Genomic DNA, 21,877 nt, shown 5'->3' with positions numbered 1-21,877 from the left:
ATTTTAAATGATAATGAATTTCAATCCCGTATAGATCGATTGTATTTCTATTGAGAATGATTGTCAATGTCAATTTTTTGAACGATTTAGTTAAATTTAATTTTTTACCTATTATTTTTACCTAATCCCCCCTACCGCTTATTCATAGAATAAATAAACGAAGTAAAGGAGAATGATAAAATGTCTACCAGTGAATCAAAAAAATCCTTTGACTATATTATTGTCGGGACTGGTCCTGCGGGTGCCGTAATTGCTAAAACTCTGACCGATGATAAAAAAACGTCGGTTCTAGTCATAGAAGCCGGGCAAAATAATGATAATGATTTACCTATTAAAGACTCTAGGTATGCACCAGAATTGGAAGAAAAATTCTTTCCACAATACTTTTGGCAAGGAGAAGGTGTTCCACAAGAAGCATTAGATGAACGCTCTTTTGAATGGACAACCGGACGCCTTTCTGGGGGAGGCTCTTCCATTAATGGAGAGCAATATGTTAGACCTACTCCTGCTGTGTTAAAAGAATGGGAAAGACTTTTAGGTCCTATGTGGTCCCCTCATGAAGCTATTGAAACCTTTAAAATGCTCGAAGATTTTCATGGTGACACAAATGGACCAGAATATCATGGTGTTAAAGGTCGATTAAATATAAGACAAACTCCAGATAGTCCACCTAAGGTATCAAAGAAATTCGTCAAAGCAATGGAACAAGCTACAGGCTTTAAGCGAATCCTTGATTATAATGACCCAAGAACTCCCCTTGGACCGTTTACTCGCTGGCAACTATTTCAGAAAAAGAATGGTCACCGGGAGAGTTCTTCCACAGCCTTTTTTTCACAGGATATTATGACTTCGGATGGATTTGGTGTGAACGGACGGCAATTAAGAGTGCTTTATGAATCCACTGCTCTTCGAATCCTTTTTGAGGGGAATACGGCGGTTGGAGTAGAAGTTTTAATGGAAGGAAAAATGGAACGAGTATTTGCCCGTAAAAAGGTCATCATTTCTGCAGGAATAAATAGCACTCAACTATTAATGGTATCAGGGATTGGCCCTGCTGAGGAGCTTGGTAAAGTAGGTATACCGGTGATTTTTGATAATCCCAATGTCGGTCGATTTTTAACCAATCATACCTTAAATACTGCTGTTTTCTCTATGAATCAAAAAGACATTTCTGAACTAAGCAAACACCCATTTTCCCTTTATACGGGAGGTGCCTTTTTGCCCCATCCACTTGATGAAAATCAAGGACAACGTCGTGGTGTCCAACTGATAGGGTTCGTTTCTGAGGGTAAATTTATTATAGCAATATTATATTTACAACCAAAAAGCAGAGGAACAATCCAACTGCAAAGCAAGGATCCTTTAAAAATTGTATTAGCAGATGAAGGATTTCTTGATAATAACGAGGATTTAGAATCTGTTAAAGCTATATATAAAACATATATTAAGAAGATAGCAATAAAGCTAGCAAAAGTAGACCCATCTTATAGTCTTGTAGAGCCATCAATAGAAACGATATGTAATGATGATAAACTTGAAGAATTTATAAAAGAAAACTTTGGTCATAATCATCATCAACAAAGTGCCCTTCGCATGGCCCCTCTTAATCAAGGAGGAGTGGTCGACCATTTTGCAAGAGTTTATGGAGTTAATAATTTGCTAGTGGCCGATGCATCGATTATACCTTTTACTGTTGATGGAAACACATCTGCTGCGTCATACCTAATTGGATATACGATTGCTCAGCAACTATCTAGATAACGATCAAATGGATTTTGGGGATAATAACGAATCCGATTCGAATGTAATGGGAACTATGATGAACATGACTAGAAGTAATACAAATACTTCAAGCGGAAATGTGGCTGGTGTGAATGCAACAACATGCCAGGAACTTGCAGATATTATTGGTGGAATGGTTGTGGTTGCGACGCCTGTTTGCGTTGTCCAACGCCTTCGCAATATTAAAGCTACTATATTAAACCGTCGCACTCGTTCTCCACTTTCCCTGCCATTTGCCCTTTCCTTTGAAAATAATAGAAATGGAAGAACTCTTAACCTTGGTGAGACAGTTATCCTTCAAAGAGAAATTAATCCGTTTCTTTCTGCTTTAAGAAGAAGAGGTATAACCGTTACTGCTGTCCACAACCATTGGCTATTTGATGAGCCACGCTTAATGTACATGCATTGGGAAAATGTTGGCGATCCATTTGAATTTGCTAGAAATAGTATTGAAGCAGCAAGAGAAGCAGGTTTATTTTAGATAGGACAAGCCTCCGGTGTATGTTGAAATTTCATCGGAGACTTTTTTTTATTAGTTTTCAAAATGTTAAAATGCAGCTTCAGATATTCAACCAATAAAATGGACACCACAACGATAATAGCCCCCATCCATTGCTTGTATTAATTACTTGGTCCATAATTGGCAAATAATTTCTTATTGCCAATTTCTTTAAGTCCGGCACGAATCAGCAGGAAAACGACTACCCATGAAGAAATCGTCAAGAAGATCTGTCCTAACGGAAACATTCCGAGTATCGGAGTATCCCATAGAGCATGCATCAAAATTACCAGCATAAAAACGCGCAGGAATTTGAATTTCACTAACATGCCGATTCTAAATGGTTGGTCCCCTTGGACCCTGCAGAATGCTGCCCCTGTTAAAGCAGCCCAGGCGACATGGCCTCCCGGAGCTAAAACACCGCGCCATAGAATGGTTATATATAAATTTTGGGCATCGCCTGACATCAGTGCTCTTAATGCATAACCCGCTGTTTCAAAAGCTGCAAACCCTGCTCCGACAGCAGCTCCTATAAGAAGTCCATTTAGAATATACCTGTATTTACGGTAACGAACGAAAGTGATAACAGTTATAGCTTTGGCGAGCTCTTCAACAATCCCGATCGTAATGGGGTTGATATTATGCCTTAAAATATTGAAAAACACTAAGGCTACTAACATGGAAAGGATTCCGCCAATAAACACGATATAAATAATTCGATAAAAGGCAATATTTTGCGGAGCGTTCATTTCCCAGAAGAATATTAACGTTGTCAACGGAACAGCAAAGGCACCAACAATGATAAGGCCAGGTATAAAGTTTACATTCTTAAAATAGTCAACGCCTATGTACAAACCTGTGAAAGCAAGAAGTGCAAAGATAAACACCCTTGCAAAAAGCCAAGGTTTAGGCCATGTTTCTTTTACTTCTGTAATTTTGGGTGTGGTAAGTGCCGTTCCAACGATGAAAAGTCGCTCAGCTTCTAGCTCACTGTGATTTTTGAAAACACGAGAAAAGATGTTTTGAAATTTGGGTTCAATGGAGCGCTCAACCCTCGGAACCATATCCACATAATGGGCAAACTCATAAAAAAGGCTGTTATCGTCTTCTTGTGTGTTGTTTTTGACAAACTTTTCACCGCAGCTTAAACAGAATTTCACTCCATCTGGATTTGTGTAGACACATTGCGGACATTTCATATAACTTCACCCCTTTTGGTTTAGTCTTAGTTAATTTAACCAATTAATACAAAAAAACAGATGAATTTTAATCATCTGTTTTTAAGATATAAACCAAATTAAATTAATTCTAATGGTCGTAACCTTGCTTCAATCTCGCTTCGTTTTGGTTCTAAAAATGGAGGCAGCGCCAGTTTTTGCCCCATTGTTTCCATTGGTTCATCCATCGCGAAACCTGGAGTATCTGTTGAAAGTTCAAAGAGAATACCATTTGGCTCTCTAAAATATAACGCTTTAAAATAATATCTTTCTACCTTACCTGAGCTAGCGATCCGATATTGCTTTAACCGCTGGGCCCATTGATTGTACTCCTCCTCATTTGGTACACGGAAGGCCACATGATGGACGCCGCCACGTCCAATCCGCGCACGAGGCAAATCAGGTCTTGGCTCGATATGGACTTCCGCTCCACTTCCACCTTCACCTGTTGCATAAACCTGAATATCTGGGTGATCTCCTTCGAGAGAAGGATAGGAACCTACATATCGAAATCCCATTACTTCTGTTAGAATGCCGATCGTTGGTTCTGCGATACTGACAGTAAGTGTCACAGGACCTAATCCAATAATCGAATGTTCAAGAGGTATGTCCTCGCGTTTCCAAGGAATACCTGCTTTGACACCACTTTCCCCGTTATCAGCAGTTAGAATTAAACGAGTTCCTTCAAAGTCACGAAAGGCTAAGGTATCACGCCCAGCTCTTTTCTGAATAGGATCGTAATTGATTCCAAACTGTTCAAACCGCTTTTCCCAAAAGAAGAGTGAATCCGTTGTTTTAACCCTTAAAGAAACCGTTGAAATATCTGTTGTTCCCCTGTATGAATGGCCTAGTCCGGGGATATCAAAAAATGTTACTTCTGTTCCGGGGTTTCCCTCAGCATCCGCATAGAAAAGATGATAGGACTCTGTATTATCTTGATTAACGGTTTTTTTAACTAATCTCATTCCCAAAATTTTGGTGAAGAATTCATAATTTTTCTCAGCTTTGCCTGTCAAGATAGATACATGATGTAATCCTAATAATTCCATTTAAAAACCCTCCCTTAACCGACTATTTCCTTATACCACTGGGCAGCTGCTTCTACCTCTTCTCTGGTTAATTGATGTCCTCGGTTTTCCCAGTGAAGTTCTGCAGATGCGTTCGCTTGTTGAAGTAAAGATTGTAATTCTTTTGATTCTAATGGTGAACAAATTGGATCATTCGTACCTGCGGCTATAAAGACGCTTTTTCCTGTTAAATCAGGCAGTTCGATTCCTTTTCTAGGCACCATAGGATGATGAAGGATTGCGCCCTTTAAAGCGTTTTTATAATGAAATAATAAGCTAGCAGCAATATTTGCCCCATTAGAGTACCCGATTGCAATAATATTGTCGCGGTCAAATTCATATTTTTGTGATGCCTCATCGAGAAACTGGTTCAGTTCGTTAGTTCGGAGCACAAGATCCTCTTCATCAAAAACTCCTTCTGCTAATCTTCGGAAAAAGCGGGGCATGCCATTCTCTAATACATTCCCACGTACACTTAGTACGGATGCTTCATCATCAATCATTCCTGCTAATGGCAGTAAATCTAATTCATTTCCCCCTGTACCATGGAGTAAAAGCAAAGTTGGTTTTGCAGGTGTTTTCCCCTTTTGAAAAATGTGTTTCATCTATATTCTCCTTTCAAACTACATAATTAAATACGGTAATAACAATAGTATTATTCTAATGGAATTCTCTACCCATTAATTCGAAATAAAATATCTTGAATATGAGATAATAGTAATCGATTCATTAAAATTAGTCAATAAAAAAGTGAAGAGGCAGTTATCCCCCTTCACCTTTATTGATACCCAATTGGGTGGCAATGTATTATTTGGTTAAAATAATTGGGCCGTCTTTTGTAACGATTAAGGTATGTTCATATTGTGCAACAAAGCTTTGTTCGGTGACAAATGTCCAGCCATCTTCAAGTTCGTATACTTCCTCATCTAATGTTGAGACAAACGGTTCAAAGGCAATGACCATCCCTTCTTTTAACAACCCATGGTCAGAGGTTTCATTGTAATTATAGATATATTCAGGTTCTTCGTGAATGGTCCGGCCGATCCCGTGACCTGTAAGGTTTTTAATCACCGTTAATCCATGCTGCCTAGCAACTTGGTGAACAACTTTGCCCATTCCTGAGATTCTAGAACCAGGTTTTGCCTTCTTTAGCCCTGCTTCAAAGGCTTCCTTTGCAACCTCACAAATTTTTGTAAGGATTTCTTCCCCCTTTCCTACAACAATGGAAACACCGGTATCAGCAAAATATCCATTTTTGGAACCAGAAACATCGATATTCACTAAGTCCCCTTCCTGGATCACACGATCACTAGGAATTCCGTGAGCAACTTCTTCATTCACACTAATACAAGTAAAGCCTGGAAAATCGTACTCCCCCTTAGGAGCGGAAACGGCTCCCTCTTTTTCAAAAAGCTGAGCAGCGATTTCGTCCAGTTCTTTAGTGGTAACACCTGGTACAGCTCTTTTGACTAGTTCCTCTCTTATAGATGCCACGATTCTGCCGATTTCTTTTAAACCGTTAAAATCCTCTTCTGTTTTTGCAATCATTGGTCTTGCCCCAATCTTCATAATTTAATAGTAAAAATATCATACCTTTAATTTTACCTGTACTTACACTAAAATCCAAGTATTGTTGATTGTTCATACTTTTTTGAAAATGTTCGCGTATAACTTTTATAACCCATAAATCCATTCATCCATCAACCGATGAATGTTAAACTATAACTAACAAAAATTCTTTGGAGGGACACACGTGAACCCATTTAAGATTGAAAGTTTGCTTGATGCGCAAACCCTCGGACTATTAGAAAAGATGAAATTATATGACGAAGTTTTTTGGATTAATCCTAGTCTCCAAAAGACTCAAAAGGCTCTAAGAACAGCTCCTCTAACTCTTGAGGATATTAAGGATGCAGAGAAACGATTGAAACGCTTTGCTCCCTACATAGCTCGGGTCTTTCCTGAAACGCAAGCAGCAAATGGAATGATTGAATCCAAATTGATAGAAATTTCTGCAATGAAACAAAAATTAACGGACGGGTACGGGCAGCTTTTTTCAGGAGATTTATGGTTGAAATGTGACAGCCACCTGCCTATTTCCGGTTCAATCAAAGCTAGAGGCGGTATTTATGAGATCCTTAAGCATGCAGAAGATTTAGTCCTAGAACAACAGCTTTTAACCAAAGACGACGACTATTCTATATTAGACACTGAAAAATTTCGACGATTCTTTTCTCAATACTCTATTGCTGTTGGATCTACCGGTAATTTAGGTTTAAGTATCGGTATTATTAGTGCCAAATTAGGTTTTAAAGTCACTGTTCATATGTCTGCAGATGCAAAACAATGGAAAAAGGCTTTGCTTAGAAGTATAGGTGTCCAGGTAATTGAATATGAAGCGGATTATAGTAAAGCAGTTGAGGAAGGCCGAATTCAGGCTGAAAAAGATCCACATTGTTATTTTGTTGATGATGAGAACTCTCGACATTTATTTCTTGGATACGCTGTCGCTGCATTAAGGTTAAAGAGGCAATTGGAGGAATTGGGAATAAAAGTGGATGAAAATCATCCATTGTTTGTCTATCTTACATGCGGGGTGGGCGGAGCTCCTGGGGGAGTTACGTTTGGTTTAAAGCAAATTTTTCACGATGATGTTCACTGCTTTTTCGCGGAACCCTCACATTCCCCCTGTATGTTACTCGGATTAATGACAGGTTTACATGAAAAGATTTCCGTACAAGATATAGGGATTGATAATGTCACTGTTGCCGATGGGCTTGCTGTTGGAAGACCATCTGGATTTGTTGGCAGGATCATGGCGCCTCTTTTAAGTGGGGCTTATACAGTTAAAGATGAGGAATTATTTAAGCTTTTAAAGGATTTGGTTGATTCAGAGAATATAAAATTAGAACCTTCTGCCTTAGCTGGAATGATCGGTCCAGTTAAACTTTGGCAAAAAGGGAATAAATTTTTACAAAAAAATGACTTAAATGAGAAAAAAACTACCCATGTTATTTGGGCAACGGGGGGCAGTATGGTTCCAGACGATATCATGGAAATGTATTATAAAAAAGGGTTCCTAAAAAATAGTTAAATGAAAATGGCGTGTTAAAGTAACACGCCATTAGTACGTTTCCTTATTAACTTCCTTAAATAGGAGTGTCGAAAATCCCATATTGACTGGTAAGGGGCCTTTGCTTTTTCTGTGGTAGTGTCTCTGCTTCGCTGACATTTATTAATTTACTTAACATTTTCAAGGCATCAACGAGATAACCGCCTTTATTAAGCATGATACAATTGGCACGTGTCCCATAAACCGCATCGGTTAATTCCGCTCTTGATGGTATGCCTTTTTTGGTAAGCTTCTCTAAAACTCCTGTTGCCCATATGACTGGCGTATAGGCCGCCGCACAAATAGTTAAAATTTCATCCTGCACAAAGGATAAGTTTTCAGGCCCAACCTCAACGGCTAAGTCTCCTCTTGCAAGCATAATTCCGAATCTTTTAAAATGGAAACCTTCTAATAGGATTCTTGCAAGATTGTGGACCGCATCTTTTGTTTCAATTTTAGCAACCACTCCTATATCGGGTCGATTAAGTATTTCTAATTCAGTACGTAATTTTTTTAAATCCAGTGGGGAATGGACAAAGGAAATCCCTACAATATCAGCGTTTTTGGTAATAAACGGTAAGTCCGCCAAGTCCTTTTCAGTTAGAGCTGGGAGATTTAAGCTAAGAAGGGAATCAGGTAAATTTAATCCCTTCCCTTCTTTTATCCGCAGCTGTTTTGCCGCAGGTGAAAGAATTTCAATTTCTATATATTCATAGGTAATATCTGTTACCACTCCATGGATTTTTCCATCCTCAATAAAAATCGAATCACCCAAACGTACATTTCGAAAGGCCTTTTCAAGGGTTACTGGGACACCAGCGGGGATATCGTCCATTAAGGAATGTCCTGGCATATCAGGGTTTAAATATAATCGTAATGAATCCCCTTTTATAACCATGATGGGTTCAGCTGGAAGTGTACCAATACGCACCTTAGGGCCAGCTAGATCCATATAAATTTTGCATGTCTTTTTTTGAGGATACTTACCTTCCAACTTTAGCTTTTCTTCCGTTTCCTTCAGAAAATCAATTAATTGCTGCCATAATTCTTCATCATCATGAGCGCAATTAATCCTAGCAACATTCATCCCATTTAATAAAAGTTCCTCCATCTGGGTTGAATTGCTCAAAATTTTTGAATCAATGGTTACCATTAATGCAGTTTGATTGGTGTGTTCATGTCCAAACAAATCTCCCGTGCGATTTGATAAGATTTCTTTTGAAATGGCTGGTGTTGGAACCATTAAAGTATCTTGGGATAGTGGGGTTGCATTTAAGTGGGATAGGATTTTTTCCAATGTATATAAAATGTGAGTATGTGATTGTTTTAAATTCGCAAGACCCCTATCCTGCAATTGTTGCTGTATTCCAAGAAAGTTTTGTTCTCTTAATGCTAAATATGCTAGCAAATTGTCACGACACATCAAGGCATCTTCCTGCAAATCGTGGTGTTCCAGTAAATGATTACTGGCTTGAATGATCTGATTATAGATACTTTGTATCCGTTGTGGAAATTCATGTTGGTTTATTGGGAAGTTTGCCACATCCCCTTCACATCCTTTTAAGCCGAACTAAATATTATTCCATTTAATAAGTATTCATTAAAGAAAAAAGTGTTAGTGTTTTCTACACTTAAAGTCAAAAGCGAATCTGAATTTATCAAACTTTGTCAAACGTAATTGAATATCATTAATTTACAAAAAAGAGTAATAGCCAGAGGTATAAACTGATTAAAGTGAAAACTAACGTTGGCGGGATAACGATTAATGTTACCTTTATATACTCCATCCAGGTAATTTTAATTTTGCTTTTCTTTAATATATGCAGCCATATTAGTGTTGCAAGGGTTCCAATCGGTAATATTAACGACCCAATGTCACTTCCAATGATATTTGCTAAATAAACTGTCTTCATTAAAAGAGGATCTAGTCCCATTTCGGTTAACGCCAATGTAGAAACCATTAAGGCTGGGTGATTGTTAAAAATATTTGCTAAAAATGCCGTAATGGTACCCATGGTTAAACTGGCATGGAATAAGCTGTCATTTACAAGAGGTTTTAGATTTTCTATTAAATAAGCCGTTAATCCTATATTGTTTAATCCAAAAATGATGACGTACATGCTAAAGGCAAAGATTAAAATGTGCCATGGAATTTTTTTAACTACGTCTTTTGGATTTACTTTTAGATAAACCCATCTCCAAATCAATAAGAGCACTGAACCGCATACAGCCACCAAGGATACAGATATCCCGATAAAAGATGCGACAAAAAGGCTAATTCGTACGATGAAAACAAAGATGAGCATTTTTATCATGAGTTTCTTTTGTTGGTCAAACAGGCTCTCTGCATTTTGTTGCAAGGGGTGAAATGGACGGTTTTTTTGCAATGGAATGGTGTATGAATGGAAGCGTATTTGGTTTGGGATATTATTTTTAAAAACGAGGAACAGCAAATAGGATAAAAACAATAGACCGAGGACTCCAGGAACAAACATCATTTCTGTTTGAAGATATAGATCCATTCCAATTATTTTCAAAGCAATAAGATTTACAATATTACTTACACCAATGGGGGCACTTGAAGCAGTAGCAATTAAAGCACCGCTTAAGAGAAATGGGATTTTTTGTGAGTTCTTTAACTTTAAATTGTTTAAAATCAAAATGAGGATAGGTGTGGTAATCAGGATACTCCCATCATTGTTAAAGAATAATGTCATTAAAAAGCATAACAGTAAGGTATTCCAATATAATCGGTAACCAGAACCCTTTGATATTTTAAGCATTAAAGCAGCGGTCCAGCTGAAAAAGCCAATGCTCTCAAGTACAATTGCCATTACGATAGTAGCTATAATGGTAATTGCAGCCCCAGTTACCTTTGAACTGATGTCAAGCAAGTCCCCCATTGATACACTGCCGCTTAAAAAAACAAGCACAGCACCTATGGAGGATGGTATAGCTTCGTTCATATTTTTGGGACGGATAAAGATCATAACCATTGTGAGTATAAATGAAAATATAGTAACGATCACCGTCATTTGATGATACATAAAAATGAATTTACTCCCTTCATTTAGTTTCCTTCTATTGATTTTCCGTTTATTCTTTCTTGTCCTTTGCCATATAGTACGTCCAAAATGAAGGCTTGTTCTAAACGAATATCTCGGATTGAAAACAAATCAGCATATATCTAGAAAAATATTTTTAAATGTAAATAGATTTTTGTCTATGTTTCATTATATAGGCAGATGTCTTTGATGAAATATGATGGATTATTGATTAAATAAGGAACTATTCAAAAAAATAAAGCCGGTACTATTTTAAGTACCAGCTTAAATACTCTATTATTTTTTGCCTTTTGGACCTTTACCTTTTGGACCTTTAGGGCCACCTTTAGAACCATGACTGCCTTTTGAGCCCTTGCTGCCTTTTGAGCCTTTGCTGCCTTTTGAGCCCTTGCTGCCTCTTGAGCCTTTGCTGCCTTTTGAGCCCTTGCTGCCTTTTGAACCCTTGCTGCCTTTTGAGCCCTTGCTGCCTTTTGAGCCCTTGCTGCCTTTTGAGCCCTTGCTGCCTTTTGAGCACTTGCTGCCTGTTGAACCCCAGCTGCCTGTTGAACCCCAGCTGCCGTGTGAACCCCAGCTGCCTGTAGATCCATGGCTGCCTTTAGTTCCTTTGGAACCTTTAGTACCATGAGTGCCTTTTGAGCCCTTAGAACCTTTAGAGCCCTTAGAACCGTGGCTGCCCTTTGAGCCTTTAGAACCTTTGGAGCCTTTAGAACCGTGGCTGCCTTTTGAGCCCTTAGTACCCTTGCTGCCTTTAGAACCTTTGCTGCCTTTAGTGCCCTTAGGACCTTTTGGACCTTTAGGGCCTTTTTTGAATTCAACAGGGTTATTGATTAAAAATTCTATTACCCCGTTTTCTTGTGCTCTAGTTAATAGTTCTTCCATGACCATACTCATTTATTCCTTCCACCACTTTCTAATGATTTTATACTCATTGTTAATTTATGGGAGTAGGGCTTGGAATGAAATAGACAAATGTTTATTTTTTTATAAATAACCAACTTGCCCATAAACTGCACCAATATTATTAAAAAAGCATACTATTCTAAAAAATATGTATTTAAATAGGGGTTTTTAAATTGCAAAAATATGAAATTATTATTAATCCCAAGATGCTGAATCAGCTTAATAAAGATATTTGGATGGATGAACATGTTCCAGCCGTCCTTAAAATAGGCAACAATCAATATTCTATAGGCTTAGCTTATCGTGGAAATGTGATTAGAAAGAAAAAAAAGAAGTCGTATCATATTGTTTTTCAAAAACCGTATAGCGTTAATGGAGCTCATGAAATCCATTTAAATGCGGAATACAATGATATTTCACTTAGCCGTAATAAACTTTCCCTAGATTTCTTTGATCAAATTGGAGTGATTGCCCCTCATTCCAAACACGTCCTTCTCTATATAAATGGATTTTGCAAAGGGATTTATCTTGAGTTAGAATCCTTCGATCAACATCTTTTACAAAAAAGAAATTTACCGGAAGGCTCCATTATCTATGCGACCAACTATTATGCAAACTTCTCCCTACTGTCTCCAAAAAGGAAATTAAAAACAGATTTGCTTGAAGGATATACACTAAAATACGGTGAGGAAGATAACCTGGCATCTTTAGAAGAATTAATTATTATGACCAACACACTTAAAAATGACGAATTTGAAGAAAAAATTGAAAAGGTGCTAAATGTAGAACAGTATCTAACCTGGCTTGCAGGGGTAGTTTGCACACAAAATTTTGATGGGTTTATCCATAATTATGCACTCTACTTGAATAGTGAAACCAATACTTTTGAAATAACACCATGGGACTATGACGGGACCTGGGGAAGAGACCTACACGGAAAACTGCTTGAATATGATTTCGTACCAATTACTGGGTATAATACCCTAACCGGCAGACTGCTGCATTTTGGTCATTTTAAAAAGAAGTATATGGACATTTTATCCTCCATCTTAGATAACGAGTTTACTGTTGAAACTCAAGCTGACATTGTTAGTGATCTGTTCGAATGGTTGAAGCCGTATATCCATTTAGACCCTTTTCTAAATAGAACCAGTGAAGCGCTTGATGAGGAAAAGGATGTTATCTGCCATTTTATTCAAAAACGAAATAGCTTTTTAAAGGAACAACTAATTAAACTTCAGAATGAACAAGTATATGGTTAGATATCATATACTTTTTTTTGCCTATTTTTTGCCAAAAATACGAAAAAGGGCCTCTTTATTAGTACAACATCATACCGTGATACATATAGATGCAGTGTAAATGTTTATTTAATTAAGGGAGGAAAAAACTTTTATGGATAGAGAACTTATGAATATGCATGTGGGTAAAGTAATTCGGGTGGATCGTGGCGGCCCAGAATCTAGAATAGGAAAATTACTTGCTGTTTTTGAAGACTATTTTGTCCTCTTAACAGAAAGTGATGGTGTGGTCTACTATAAGACGAACCATGTCAGAAGTATTACAGAAAGTTCTAAAGACGCTATGAAATTAGGATTGAAGATTCCTGAAAAATTAGATTACAAAACAGCGGAAAACTTTCATAAACTCCTTGAAAGTATTCGATTCCAATGGGTAAGAATTAATCGCAGCGGTGGTGCGGAGTCCTTAGAAGGTGTACTTAGTGACTCCAACAAGCATTATGCTTCTCTCATCGTAAAGGATGAAGTCGTCCGTTTTTCCATGAAACACATTCGTAACATCAGCTACGGCTTAATGGTTGAAAAACATAAAAATGATGACGGCGGTTCAAATAAAAATAACGAGGAAAATGATAATAATCAAAAAGATGATAAAGACGAAGATAACGAGTAAAAGTAACTATTACGTCGCTTCTCCAAAAAGAGAAGCGACAAATTATCTCTTTAGGAGGCTTAAAGATGGGGTTAGATAAATTTTCAGCTGCATTGGATTTACTTGTAGGCTTTCATGTAAATCTATATGTTGGTGGAGATATTTTTAAAGGAAAATTAATTGGTGTTGAAACAGACCATGTTGTTTTGGAAACAGAAAATAAATATATTTTTTATTATAACATCGATAAAATCAATGCGATTACTAAAAATACAAAGCAATTTAAGCCAGAGGAACCAACGGTTGAATTTAAAAAGACACAGAGCTTAATCGAACTTTTACACTCATTCCAATACGCATGGGTAACTATTTTAAGTGTAAATAAACAAAGCTTTTACGGTGTACTAAGTGAAATAGATGAAGATTTTGTAACGTTAATTAATGGGGAAGAGCGAATTTTAATCAAAATAACACATGTTTCCAATATTTTAAAAGGTTTTATTAAAGAAGAACCAAAACAAAAGAAAGAGGAAAAAACAGAAAATAAAAACAAGGCTGATAATCAGAAGAACGAATCAAAAGAGTCTAATGAATCAAAAGATACGAAAAAAGAAAAGGAAACCTCTCGTTCAAAAGATGAAAAAGTAAAAGAAATACCTTGTCATGAGCCTAAAGAATACACGGCAGAAATTGTTACAAGTGTATTTCCTGAAAAGAAAACTAAATCACAAATGAACCACGAAAAGTCCGAGAAACCGGTTGAAATTGAATCTTCTGAAGTCACTGAGCCCAACACTATAATGGTATGGTCACAGCCAATTAAAACCGAATCAACCGTGAAAGAAACACATGATATGCATTTTTCAAAAGATATGAAACAGCAAGATGAAAATGAATCCATGCAGACGTCTAAAAAAGAAATGAAAAAACCTAAAATTGAAATGGTGAATAAAGAAATAGAAAAGAAAAATGACGAGATGAAAACAACTGAAATCAAGTCTAATAAAGAGAATAAGCAAACATCTACCCATTCCACACCTAAAAAAGAAAAGAAACAGGAAAAACCTCAAGAAACCACATCCACCACAAAACCTATTGTTTCACAAACGGCAGCAAATAAGAAAACTGAAATGGTCTCCAAAGAGAAATATACTAATGATACGAAAAAGGTTTGGAAACAAAAAGATCAAGAAACAAGAGCCTTCCGTTTTACTGGTGAACCTGTTCCCCGTGATAAAGAAAGAAATTTCCCATTTACGGGCTGGCCAAGTAAGAATACTCGAACATTTAGATTCTAATCTTTCCTAAAAAAGAATGATGAAGTATACATTCTCCCTTATTAGACAAGCTTTTGGGCAGATGTCCCCTTACAAATATGAGCTGGGCAGATCAAATTAGCTTCTTACTGAATTGAAAAATCAGCCCTTCTCTATTTGTATCTGAAAATTCCTTGGAAAGGATGTGAGTAATTCCTTGAAAATGAAAGAAAATATCGGCAAGTATATTAAACTTGAAATCTCAGGAAAAAAATATATATATGGACTTTTAGTAGATGTCGGTAGTGATTTATGGGTTATTTTTAACGGGAATGACTACCTTTATATTCCGACCATTCATATTCAGAATTGGCAGTTCTTAAAACAATATGAAATAGACGAAATTACCTTTAATGACGAGCCAACACCCATTTATAATCATAACGAAGAAATCTCGTTGCGGAAAACACTTACGGCGGCAAAAGGAATTTTTACAGAAATTTATGTAACAAGCAATCAAGCTCTACATGGATATATTATTAGCATTATGAATAATTATTTTGTCTTTTACTCTCCGATTTATAAAACCATGTTTATTTCTTTAAATCATCTAAAATGGTTAATACCATACACAAATAATCAAAGACCGTATGGACTAAGTAATGCAAGTCTTCCGGTAAGCCCCAGCAGCCTTACGTTTGCCCGATCATTTGAGGTGCAGATTGAAAAGTTGATCGGTGAGTTAATTGTGTTTAATATCGGTGAGAACGAAAATGTGATCGGCAAGATTCAATCCATTAAAAATAACTTTGTTGAATTGATTGGTGCTAAAGAAGATCCAATTTATATCAACTTCCAGCATATTAAAACAATTCATATGACATAATCAGTTTTTTCTGGGCGATTTTTAAACAAGCTTTTTGCGTTTTTTATGAAGAAATAAGGAAAGAGTGTCTATTCGGCACTCTTTTAAATTGCAGAAATTTTAGGGGTGATTGGATTTTTGATAAATAGTTTCCGACTTTCCACTCCATCGGAAGGAAAAAAGTTCAAAGGAAATTCCGTATAGAAATGTAACAAGAAACATCGAGCCTATCATATCAAAAATGACATGCTGTTTGACAAAAAGGGTTGAGATAATAATTAAAGTTCCACAGGTATGAATAAAGAAGTTGTTTAAAATATGTTTATTTTTGATGTGTAAAGAAGCTAACATTACTGCAAATGTAGTTAGGACATGTATACTTGGGAAACAATTATAGGGCCGGTCATTTGTGTAAATCCATTTCACAAGATCGATAAGCAAACTATCACCAGTAAGTGTGGGTCTCGGTACGGTTGTTTGAAAAAAGAAATAAACCACAAAACAAATGATCTCAGCCACTGCTATTAACAGCAAGGTTTTGAGATAAACCACCGTGTCTTTAAAACAGAAGTAAATTAAATAACAAAAAATGTAGCCATACCAAAGAATATATGGAATGATAAACAGGGGTAAAAACGGGATTGATTGATCAAACTCTGTTGAGATATCCATCGCTTTAGTCGGGCGGTTATTTAATAAATTATAAATACTGGCCAAAAGAGGAATCACCAATAAAAACAATAAATAGGGAGATTTTTTAATCCACTTATTCACATACTCCCCTCCTATTCAAATTGAACTGTTCAAACAAAAATATATAAATTGGTGTCAGGCACCATTCGTGGACACTGTCCATATGGGGTGTACCCTTAAAATAAAAAACTGAAACCAGCCGAGTTGGAGCGGCTGGTTTGGCAGGTTCATGCCCCAGTTTGTTTTCTTGTAAAGCCATGGTATCTAGTACCTTGGAACACTAATTCACCGACATCTCCTTCTGCCAAAAGCCCAAAATCTCTTCCGCTGACAGCGAATTCCGTACGATCACCGCTTTCAAATTGAAAGGTTGCATAGTACCAAGTACTAGAAGAATGGTCTTCTCCTCCTCTACTTACGCTAGTTCTTTTTCCTATAACCGTTGCGTATACATTAAGCCGTGGTTGTTTATTATTATTACTCCACTCTTTTACTCCTCTAAGTATGATAAAAAGAATAATACCTGCAATTAAAATAAAAAATACTGGAAAAATGAATTCCATGATTGTGAACATATCAAGCCCTTGATTAACCTCCACTTAGCCATCCCCTTTTTATCTCTATACCTATTTATACGAAATTAATGCGCTTTACGTTTCATGTTTATAAAAATTATTAGGTAAGTACCTAATCTATTAAAATAATAAACTTGTCATTTTATTCCTGGTTATTTTGACTATAATTAGGAAAACAGCAAACGGCAAGAAATACTTTCAATAAAAAGTAACTATGATAACAATTAAGTGATATGTTATGTTAGTAATAACTCAAATTAAAGTTGGTGTAGCAATGAAGGGGATTATTTTATTTGACGGAGAATGTAATCTCTGCAATAGCAGTGTTCAATTTATTTTAAAAAGAGATCCTAAAGGGATTTTTAAGTTTACCTCACTTCAAGGGAAAACAGGTCAATCATTGTTAGAGAAACACGGTATAAAGAAGGATGTTAACAGCTTTGTTTTAATTGAAGGTGATAAATTATCTCTACGATCAACTGCTGCTCTCAAAGTCTGTAAGAATTTAAATGGACCTTGGAAGTGGCTATCAATTCTATTAGTCGTTCCCCCTTTAGTAAGGGATCCCATCTATAATTTCATCGCTGTAAACCGGTATAAGTGGTTTGGAAAAAACGAAAGTTGTTGGCTCCCCTCTCCTAAGTGGAAAAGCAGATTTTTAGAATAGAAAAGATTTCTTATGAAATTTTCCAATATAGTTAAAAAGAGTCCTTCCATCACTGGATATTTCCTCTTCAAGTTGTAAATTTTTATACATAGCCTGATAAGGCTCTGGTACCCAGATATATTGGTGAATGTAATCTGTTAAGGTAAAACCGCATTTTTTCCAGAAGGCAATCCTTGCAAGGTTCTCCGTAGTTTCTTCCGCCTCTACTTCTATGATCAAATGATTATAGCTTCCAGAAGTCACAGCCCACTCCTCAATGCACTTGATCATCTGAAGACCCAAACCACTCCCTCTATAGGTTTGCTCCACTGCCAAATAATCAATCAGTAAGGAATCTACTTTTTTCAATTTTCCTGTTAATGCCATAGCTGCAACCTTTCCATCGACAAGCCCGATGTGTAAAAAACAAAGCTGTTTACGAAACATATTGCGGATTATTTTTTCAGGTTTTGCTCCTTTATCGGCAAATGCCTGGTAATAAATAGGACTTATCTGATCCCATAATTGGTCATCCCATTCATCAAACGTCATAAATTCCAATGTCAAAGTCCCCTTACTTATGTGATTTTAGATATGCCATTTATCTTAGTCTATAGTAACAAACGATTATTGAGTTTAGCTAGGCACACAAAAAAAGGACCTTTGAAATAATCAAAGGCCAAACCGAGAACTTAGTGGTCTAGGCTAAGCTCTCACAATTAGGAGGTCTAAACTCAGAAGAATTTAAACAAGTTCATTTTACCATTTTCGGAATCTTCAATCAATGGTTTATTACTGTAAAGTGGGAAAGTAATTCTTAAGACTTATATTAAAATATTATAAAAGTCCCCCATCTATTTGTTCTGAATTATATAAATAGGTCTAAAGAGCATGTTTTACTCATTAAACCTCCATAATAAAAAAGCATTTAAGACATTAATATTATTTTAAAAAACTTAACTTTTATTTGTTGACATACATGTATATACAAGATAAAATGAAACCGTAGACAAAACTTGTATATACAAGATGGTTTGACTTTTGAAACCGTACACAAATTCTGTATGTATTAGGTTAAATTAATAAAAAGAAAAATGGTCCTATGCCATTTTTAGGGGGAAGAGAAATGACGAAGTATACAGATCCTTCGAAAGAGTTACTTAAACACATTGGCGGTAAAGAAAATATTGCAGCCGTTACCCACTGTGTAACAAGGATGCGTTTTGTTTTAAATGATCCAAGTAAAGCAAACGTAAAAGAAATTGAATCCATCAAACTTGTAAAAGGTACATTTACCCAAGCAGGTCAATTCCAAGTGATCATCGGTAATGAAGTCCCTAGTTTCTATAATGAATTTGTACAAATTGCTGGCGTTGATGGAACTTCAAAAGAGGAAGCCAAAAAAGCTGCTAAGCAAAATCAAAACTGGATTCAACGAATGATGGGCCATTTAGCTGAAATTTTCACTCCATTAATCCCTGCCCTAGTAGTCGGAGGTTTAATTCTTGGTTTCCGAAATGTAATCGGTGACATTAAATTATTAGATAATGGAACGAAGACCATTATTGAAGTTTCTCAATTTTGGGCAGGTGTTCACTCCTTCTTATGGCTGATTGGTGAAGCGATCTTTCACTTCCTTCCAGTCGGAATCACCTGGTCTGTAGCAAAGAAAATGGGTGCTTCTCAAATTCTTGGTATTGTTCTTGGTATCACGCTGGTTTCTCCGCAATTATTAAATGCTTATGCAGTAGCAGGAGCAAAGGAAATTCCAACATGGGATTTTGGATTTGCCCACATTAAAATGATTGGTTATCAAGCACAAGTTATTCCGGCCATTTTAGCTGGATTAGTATTAGGTTTCTTAGAAACAAGATTGCGTAAAATCGTTCCAAACTCTATCTCAATGATTGTAGTTCCTTTTTTAGCATTAGTTCCAACTGTATTAATTGCACACACGATTTTAGGCCCTATCGGCTGGAAGATTGGCGCTGGAATCTCTCACGTGGTTTATTCTAGCTTAACTTCATCCTTCGGCTGGTTATTTGCGGCTGTATTTGGTTTCGCATACGCTCCACTAGTTATCACTGGTTTACACCATATGACAAATGCGATTGACCTTCAATTAGTAAGCCAATTTGGCGGAACAAACCTATGGCCAATGATCGCTCTATCAAACATTGCTCAAGGTTCAGCCGTTCTTGCGATGATCTTTATTAACCGTAAAAATGAAGAAGAAAAACAAGTATCTATACCAGCAACCATTTCTTGTTATCTTGGTGTAACAGAACCAGCAATGTTTGGTATTAACTTAAAATATGGCTTCCCATTCCTAGCTGCGATGATTGGTTCCATGATTGCAGGTGTTGTATCGGTTGCAAGCGGTGTAATGGCAAACTCAATCGGTGTTGGAGGTATACCTGGTATCCTTTCCATCCAGCCAAAACATATGGCTGTGTTTGCAGTATGTATGGTAATTGCCATTGTAGTTCCATTCATCCTAACTTCAATCTTTGCAAAAACTGGTTTGAATAAGTCAAAGTTAAGCAAATAATTATCACTCCATCTAGGAGGGAGACCATCTCCCTCCTTTTCCACATTAGACTAATCAATTAACTAGGCAGGTGTTTTTTTCATGGCAACAGAATGGTGGAAAAAAGCAGTCGTATATCAGATATATCCTAAGAGCTTTAATGATACGACTGGAAATGGGACAGGAGATCTTCAAGGTATTATCAAAAAGCTAGATTATTTGAAAAAGCTTGGTGTGGACGTCCTTTGGTTAACGCCAATCTATAAGTCTCCACAGCGGGATAACGGTTATGATATTAGTGATTACTACTCTATTCACGAAGATTACGGAACAATGGAAGATTTTGATTTATTGGTTGCAGAAGCCCATAAGCGCGGTATGAAGATTATTATGGATATCGTAATTAACCATACTTCAACTGAGCATGAATGGTTTAAGCAAGCGAGATCGTCGAGGGATAATCCTTACCGTGATTTTTATATCTGGAAAGATGGGAAAAATGGAGAGCCGCCAACCAATTGGGAATCAAAATTCGGCGGATCAGCGTGGGCATATGATGAAATAACTGGTCAGTACTATCTTCATTTATTTGATGTGACACAAGCGGATTTAAACTGGGAAAATGAAAAATTACGTGAGGCACTATATGAGATGATGCACTTTTGGTTAAAAAAAGGCGTTGATGGTTTCCGTTTGGATGTCATCAATTTAATCTCTAAAGACCAGCAATTCCCTCAGGATGACAGTGACGGCCGTAAATTTTATACGGATGGTCCCAGAATACACGAATTTTTACATGAAATGAATGAACAAGTATTTTCGAAATACGATATTATGACGGTTGGAGAAATGTCCTCTACATCCATCGATAATTGTATTCGTTATACGAATCCCGACCAAGAGGAATTAAATATGACCTTCAGCTTCCATCACCTAAAAGTGGATTATCCAAATGGGGACAAATGGACAAAAGCGGATTTTGATTTTCAAGCATTGAAAGAAATCCTATCAAATTGGCAAGTCGAAATGAACGAAGGCGGAGGATGGAATGCCCTCTTCTGGTGTAATCACGACCAGCCAAGAGCCGTTTCACGCTTCGGTGATGAAGTAAATTACCATAAGGAATCAGCAAAAATGCTGGCTACAACGCTGCATCTTATGCAGGGAACTCCTTATATTTATCAAGGCGAAGAGTTTGGTATGACCAATCCAAATTTCAACTCAATAGACGAGTATCGTGATGTCGAGTCATTAAATATGTTCCAAATTTTGAAAAATAGAGGCATGAACGAACAAGAAATTATTGAAATCTTGAAGCAAAAATCACGTGACAATTCTAGAACACCAGTACAGTGGGATCCTAGTGTGAACGCCGGGTTTACTTGTGGGACTCCATGGATTGCTACATCTGCAAATTATAAAGAAATAAATGCCGAAACTGCGCTTGAAGACGCAGATTCCATCTTTTATCATTATCAAAAGCTTATTCAATTACGTAAAGAGGTTGATGTGATTACTGAAGGTGACTTCGAATGGATATTAGCACAAGATCCAGAGATTTTTGCATTTATTAGAAACTGCGGTTCAGAAAAATTAGTTGTTATAAGCAATTTTTACAGTAAAGAAAAGAGACTTCCTCTTCCCTCTCACTTAAATGTTGATGACTATCAATGTGAGATGTTAATCTCTAATTATGAGGACTCTCCTGCACAACCAGCCGAGGAAATCGTGCTGCGTCCATATGAGTCCATTGCGTATCACTTGAAAAAATGATCGG

20 protein-coding genes are annotated in these 21,877 nt (G+C 36.8%); 10 read left to right on the top strand and 10 right to left on the bottom strand.

Going from position 1 to position 21,877, the window contains the following annotated elements; genetic code table 11:
• Positions 1-180: 180 nt before the first annotated feature.
• Positions 181-1,761: a GMC family oxidoreductase gene (locus CVD27_RS01110; RefSeq protein WP_101646057.1), complete on the top strand. Its 1,581-nt coding sequence runs from the start codon at positions 181-183 to the stop codon at positions 1,759-1,761.
• Positions 1,727-2,263, top strand: coding sequence for a DUF1259 domain-containing protein (locus CVD27_RS01105; RefSeq protein WP_308301702.1), 537 nt, complete (start codon positions 1,727-1,729; stop codon positions 2,261-2,263). Before CVD27_RS01110 ends, CVD27_RS01105 begins: the two co-directional genes overlap by 35 nt.
• A gap of 140 nt (positions 2,264-2,403) precedes the next feature.
• Here the strand turns inward: CVD27_RS01105 and CVD27_RS01100 are convergent, their stop codons facing one another.
• The 4 genes from CVD27_RS01100 to map all read right to left on the bottom strand — a co-directional run bounded on the left by CVD27_RS01100 (position 2,404) and on the right by map (position 6,113).
• Positions 2,404-3,480 (bottom strand): PrsW family intramembrane metalloprotease, encoded by a 1,077-nt coding sequence (locus CVD27_RS01100; protein WP_101646056.1) that lies wholly within the window; start codon positions 3,478-3,480, stop codon positions 2,404-2,406.
• A gap of 98 nt (positions 3,481-3,578) precedes the next feature.
• The gene (locus CVD27_RS01095; protein ID WP_101646055.1) at positions 3,579-4,547 is read right to left on the bottom strand and encodes a ring-cleaving dioxygenase; all 969 of its coding nucleotides are present in this window, start codon (positions 4,545-4,547) and stop codon (positions 3,579-3,581) included.
• Between the two features lie 14 nt (positions 4,548-4,561).
• A complete protein-coding gene (locus CVD27_RS01090; protein ID WP_101646054.1) occupies positions 4,562-5,170 on the bottom strand; it encodes an alpha/beta hydrolase in 609 nt (202 codons plus the stop codon).
• A gap of 202 nt (positions 5,171-5,372) precedes the next feature.
• Complete coding sequence (gene map, locus CVD27_RS01085) at positions 5,373-6,113, bottom strand: type I methionyl aminopeptidase (RefSeq protein ID WP_101646053.1); 741 nt, start codon at positions 6,111-6,113, stop codon at positions 5,373-5,375.
• Positions 6,114-6,333: 220 nt separating this feature from the next.
• Between map and CVD27_RS01080 the strand changes: the two genes are divergently transcribed.
• The gene (locus tag CVD27_RS01080; RefSeq protein WP_257984227.1) at positions 6,334-7,659 is read left to right on the top strand and encodes a D-serine ammonia-lyase; all 1,326 of its coding nucleotides are present in this window, start codon (positions 6,334-6,336) and stop codon (positions 7,657-7,659) included.
• Between the two features lie 55 nt (positions 7,660-7,714).
• Here CVD27_RS01080 and CVD27_RS01075 read toward each other — a convergent pair whose 3' ends face one another.
• The 3 genes from CVD27_RS01075 to CVD27_RS01065 form a co-directional block, all read right to left on the bottom strand.
• Positions 7,715-9,220, bottom strand: coding sequence for a pyruvate kinase (locus CVD27_RS01075; RefSeq protein ID WP_101646052.1), 1,506 nt, complete (start codon positions 9,218-9,220; stop codon positions 7,715-7,717).
• A 145-nt stretch (positions 9,221-9,365) separates the two neighbouring features.
• Positions 9,366-10,724, bottom strand: coding sequence for an arsenic transporter (locus CVD27_RS01070; protein ID WP_257984217.1), 1,359 nt, complete (start codon positions 10,722-10,724; stop codon positions 9,366-9,368).
• A 245-nt stretch (positions 10,725-10,969) separates the two neighbouring features.
• Complete coding sequence (locus CVD27_RS01065; RefSeq protein WP_219621275.1) at positions 10,970-11,557, bottom strand: hypothetical protein; 588 nt, start codon at positions 11,555-11,557, stop codon at positions 10,970-10,972.
• Positions 11,558-11,815: 258 nt separating this feature from the next.
• Between CVD27_RS01065 and CVD27_RS01060 the strand changes: the two genes are divergently transcribed.
• The 4 genes from CVD27_RS01060 to CVD27_RS01045 all read left to right on the top strand — a co-directional run bounded on the left by CVD27_RS01060 (position 11,816) and on the right by CVD27_RS01045 (position 15,677).
• Positions 11,816-12,904, top strand: coding sequence for a CotH kinase family protein (locus tag CVD27_RS01060; RefSeq protein ID WP_257984216.1), 1,089 nt, complete (start codon positions 11,816-11,818; stop codon positions 12,902-12,904).
• A 133-nt stretch (positions 12,905-13,037) separates the two neighbouring features.
• On the top strand, positions 13,038-13,556 hold the full coding sequence (locus tag CVD27_RS01055; RefSeq protein ID WP_101646050.1) for a hypothetical protein: 519 nt from the start codon (positions 13,038-13,040) through the stop codon (positions 13,554-13,556).
• A gap of 65 nt (positions 13,557-13,621) precedes the next feature.
• The gene (locus CVD27_RS01050) at positions 13,622-14,833 is read left to right on the top strand and encodes a hypothetical protein (RefSeq protein ID WP_101646049.1); all 1,212 of its coding nucleotides are present in this window, start codon (positions 13,622-13,624) and stop codon (positions 14,831-14,833) included.
• Between the two features lie 181 nt (positions 14,834-15,014).
• Positions 15,015-15,677, top strand: coding sequence for a DUF2642 domain-containing protein (locus CVD27_RS01045; RefSeq protein ID WP_142384062.1), 663 nt, complete (start codon positions 15,015-15,017; stop codon positions 15,675-15,677).
• A gap of 99 nt (positions 15,678-15,776) precedes the next feature.
• Here CVD27_RS01045 and CVD27_RS01040 read toward each other — a convergent pair whose 3' ends face one another.
• Positions 15,777-16,430 (bottom strand): phosphatase PAP2 family protein, encoded by a 654-nt coding sequence (locus CVD27_RS01040; RefSeq protein WP_101646047.1) that lies wholly within the window; start codon positions 16,428-16,430, stop codon positions 15,777-15,779.
• Positions 16,431-16,576: 146 nt separating this feature from the next.
• Positions 16,577-16,948, bottom strand: coding sequence for a DUF2500 domain-containing protein (locus CVD27_RS01035; RefSeq protein ID WP_257984215.1), 372 nt, complete (start codon positions 16,946-16,948; stop codon positions 16,577-16,579).
• 250 nt (positions 16,949-17,198) lie between these two features.
• On the opposite strand from CVD27_RS01035, the gene CVD27_RS01030 reads away from it, so the two are divergent.
• Positions 17,199-17,591 (top strand): thiol-disulfide oxidoreductase DCC family protein, encoded by a 393-nt coding sequence (locus CVD27_RS01030; RefSeq protein WP_101646262.1) that lies wholly within the window; start codon positions 17,199-17,201, stop codon positions 17,589-17,591.
• On the opposite strand, the gene CVD27_RS01025 is transcribed toward CVD27_RS01030, so the two are convergent.
• The gene (locus CVD27_RS01025) at positions 17,583-18,122 is read right to left on the bottom strand and encodes a GNAT family N-acetyltransferase (RefSeq protein WP_101646263.1); all 540 of its coding nucleotides are present in this window, start codon (positions 18,120-18,122) and stop codon (positions 17,583-17,585) included. The genes CVD27_RS01030 and CVD27_RS01025 overlap by 9 nt on opposite strands.
• Positions 18,123-18,696: 574 nt before the next feature.
• On the opposite strand from CVD27_RS01025, the gene treP reads away from it, so the two are divergent.
• Together treP and treC are read left to right on the top strand one after the other, a co-directional pair.
• A complete protein-coding gene (treP, locus tag CVD27_RS01020; RefSeq protein ID WP_101646046.1) occupies positions 18,697-20,121 on the top strand; it encodes a PTS system trehalose-specific EIIBC component in 1,425 nt (474 codons plus the stop codon).
• Between the two features lie 81 nt (positions 20,122-20,202).
• Positions 20,203-21,873: an alpha,alpha-phosphotrehalase gene (gene treC, locus CVD27_RS01015; RefSeq protein ID WP_101646045.1), complete on the top strand. Its 1,671-nt coding sequence runs from the start codon at positions 20,203-20,205 to the stop codon at positions 21,871-21,873.
• The last annotated feature ends 4 nt before the right edge of the window (positions 21,874-21,877 follow it).

Source organism: Neobacillus cucumis (assembly GCF_002860255.1).
GTDB lineage: Bacteria > Bacillota > Bacilli > Bacillales > Cytobacillaceae > Neobacillus > Neobacillus cucumis_A.
Note: the sequence above shows the minus strand (reverse complement) of the source record. Positions and strands in the feature narration are given on the sequence as shown.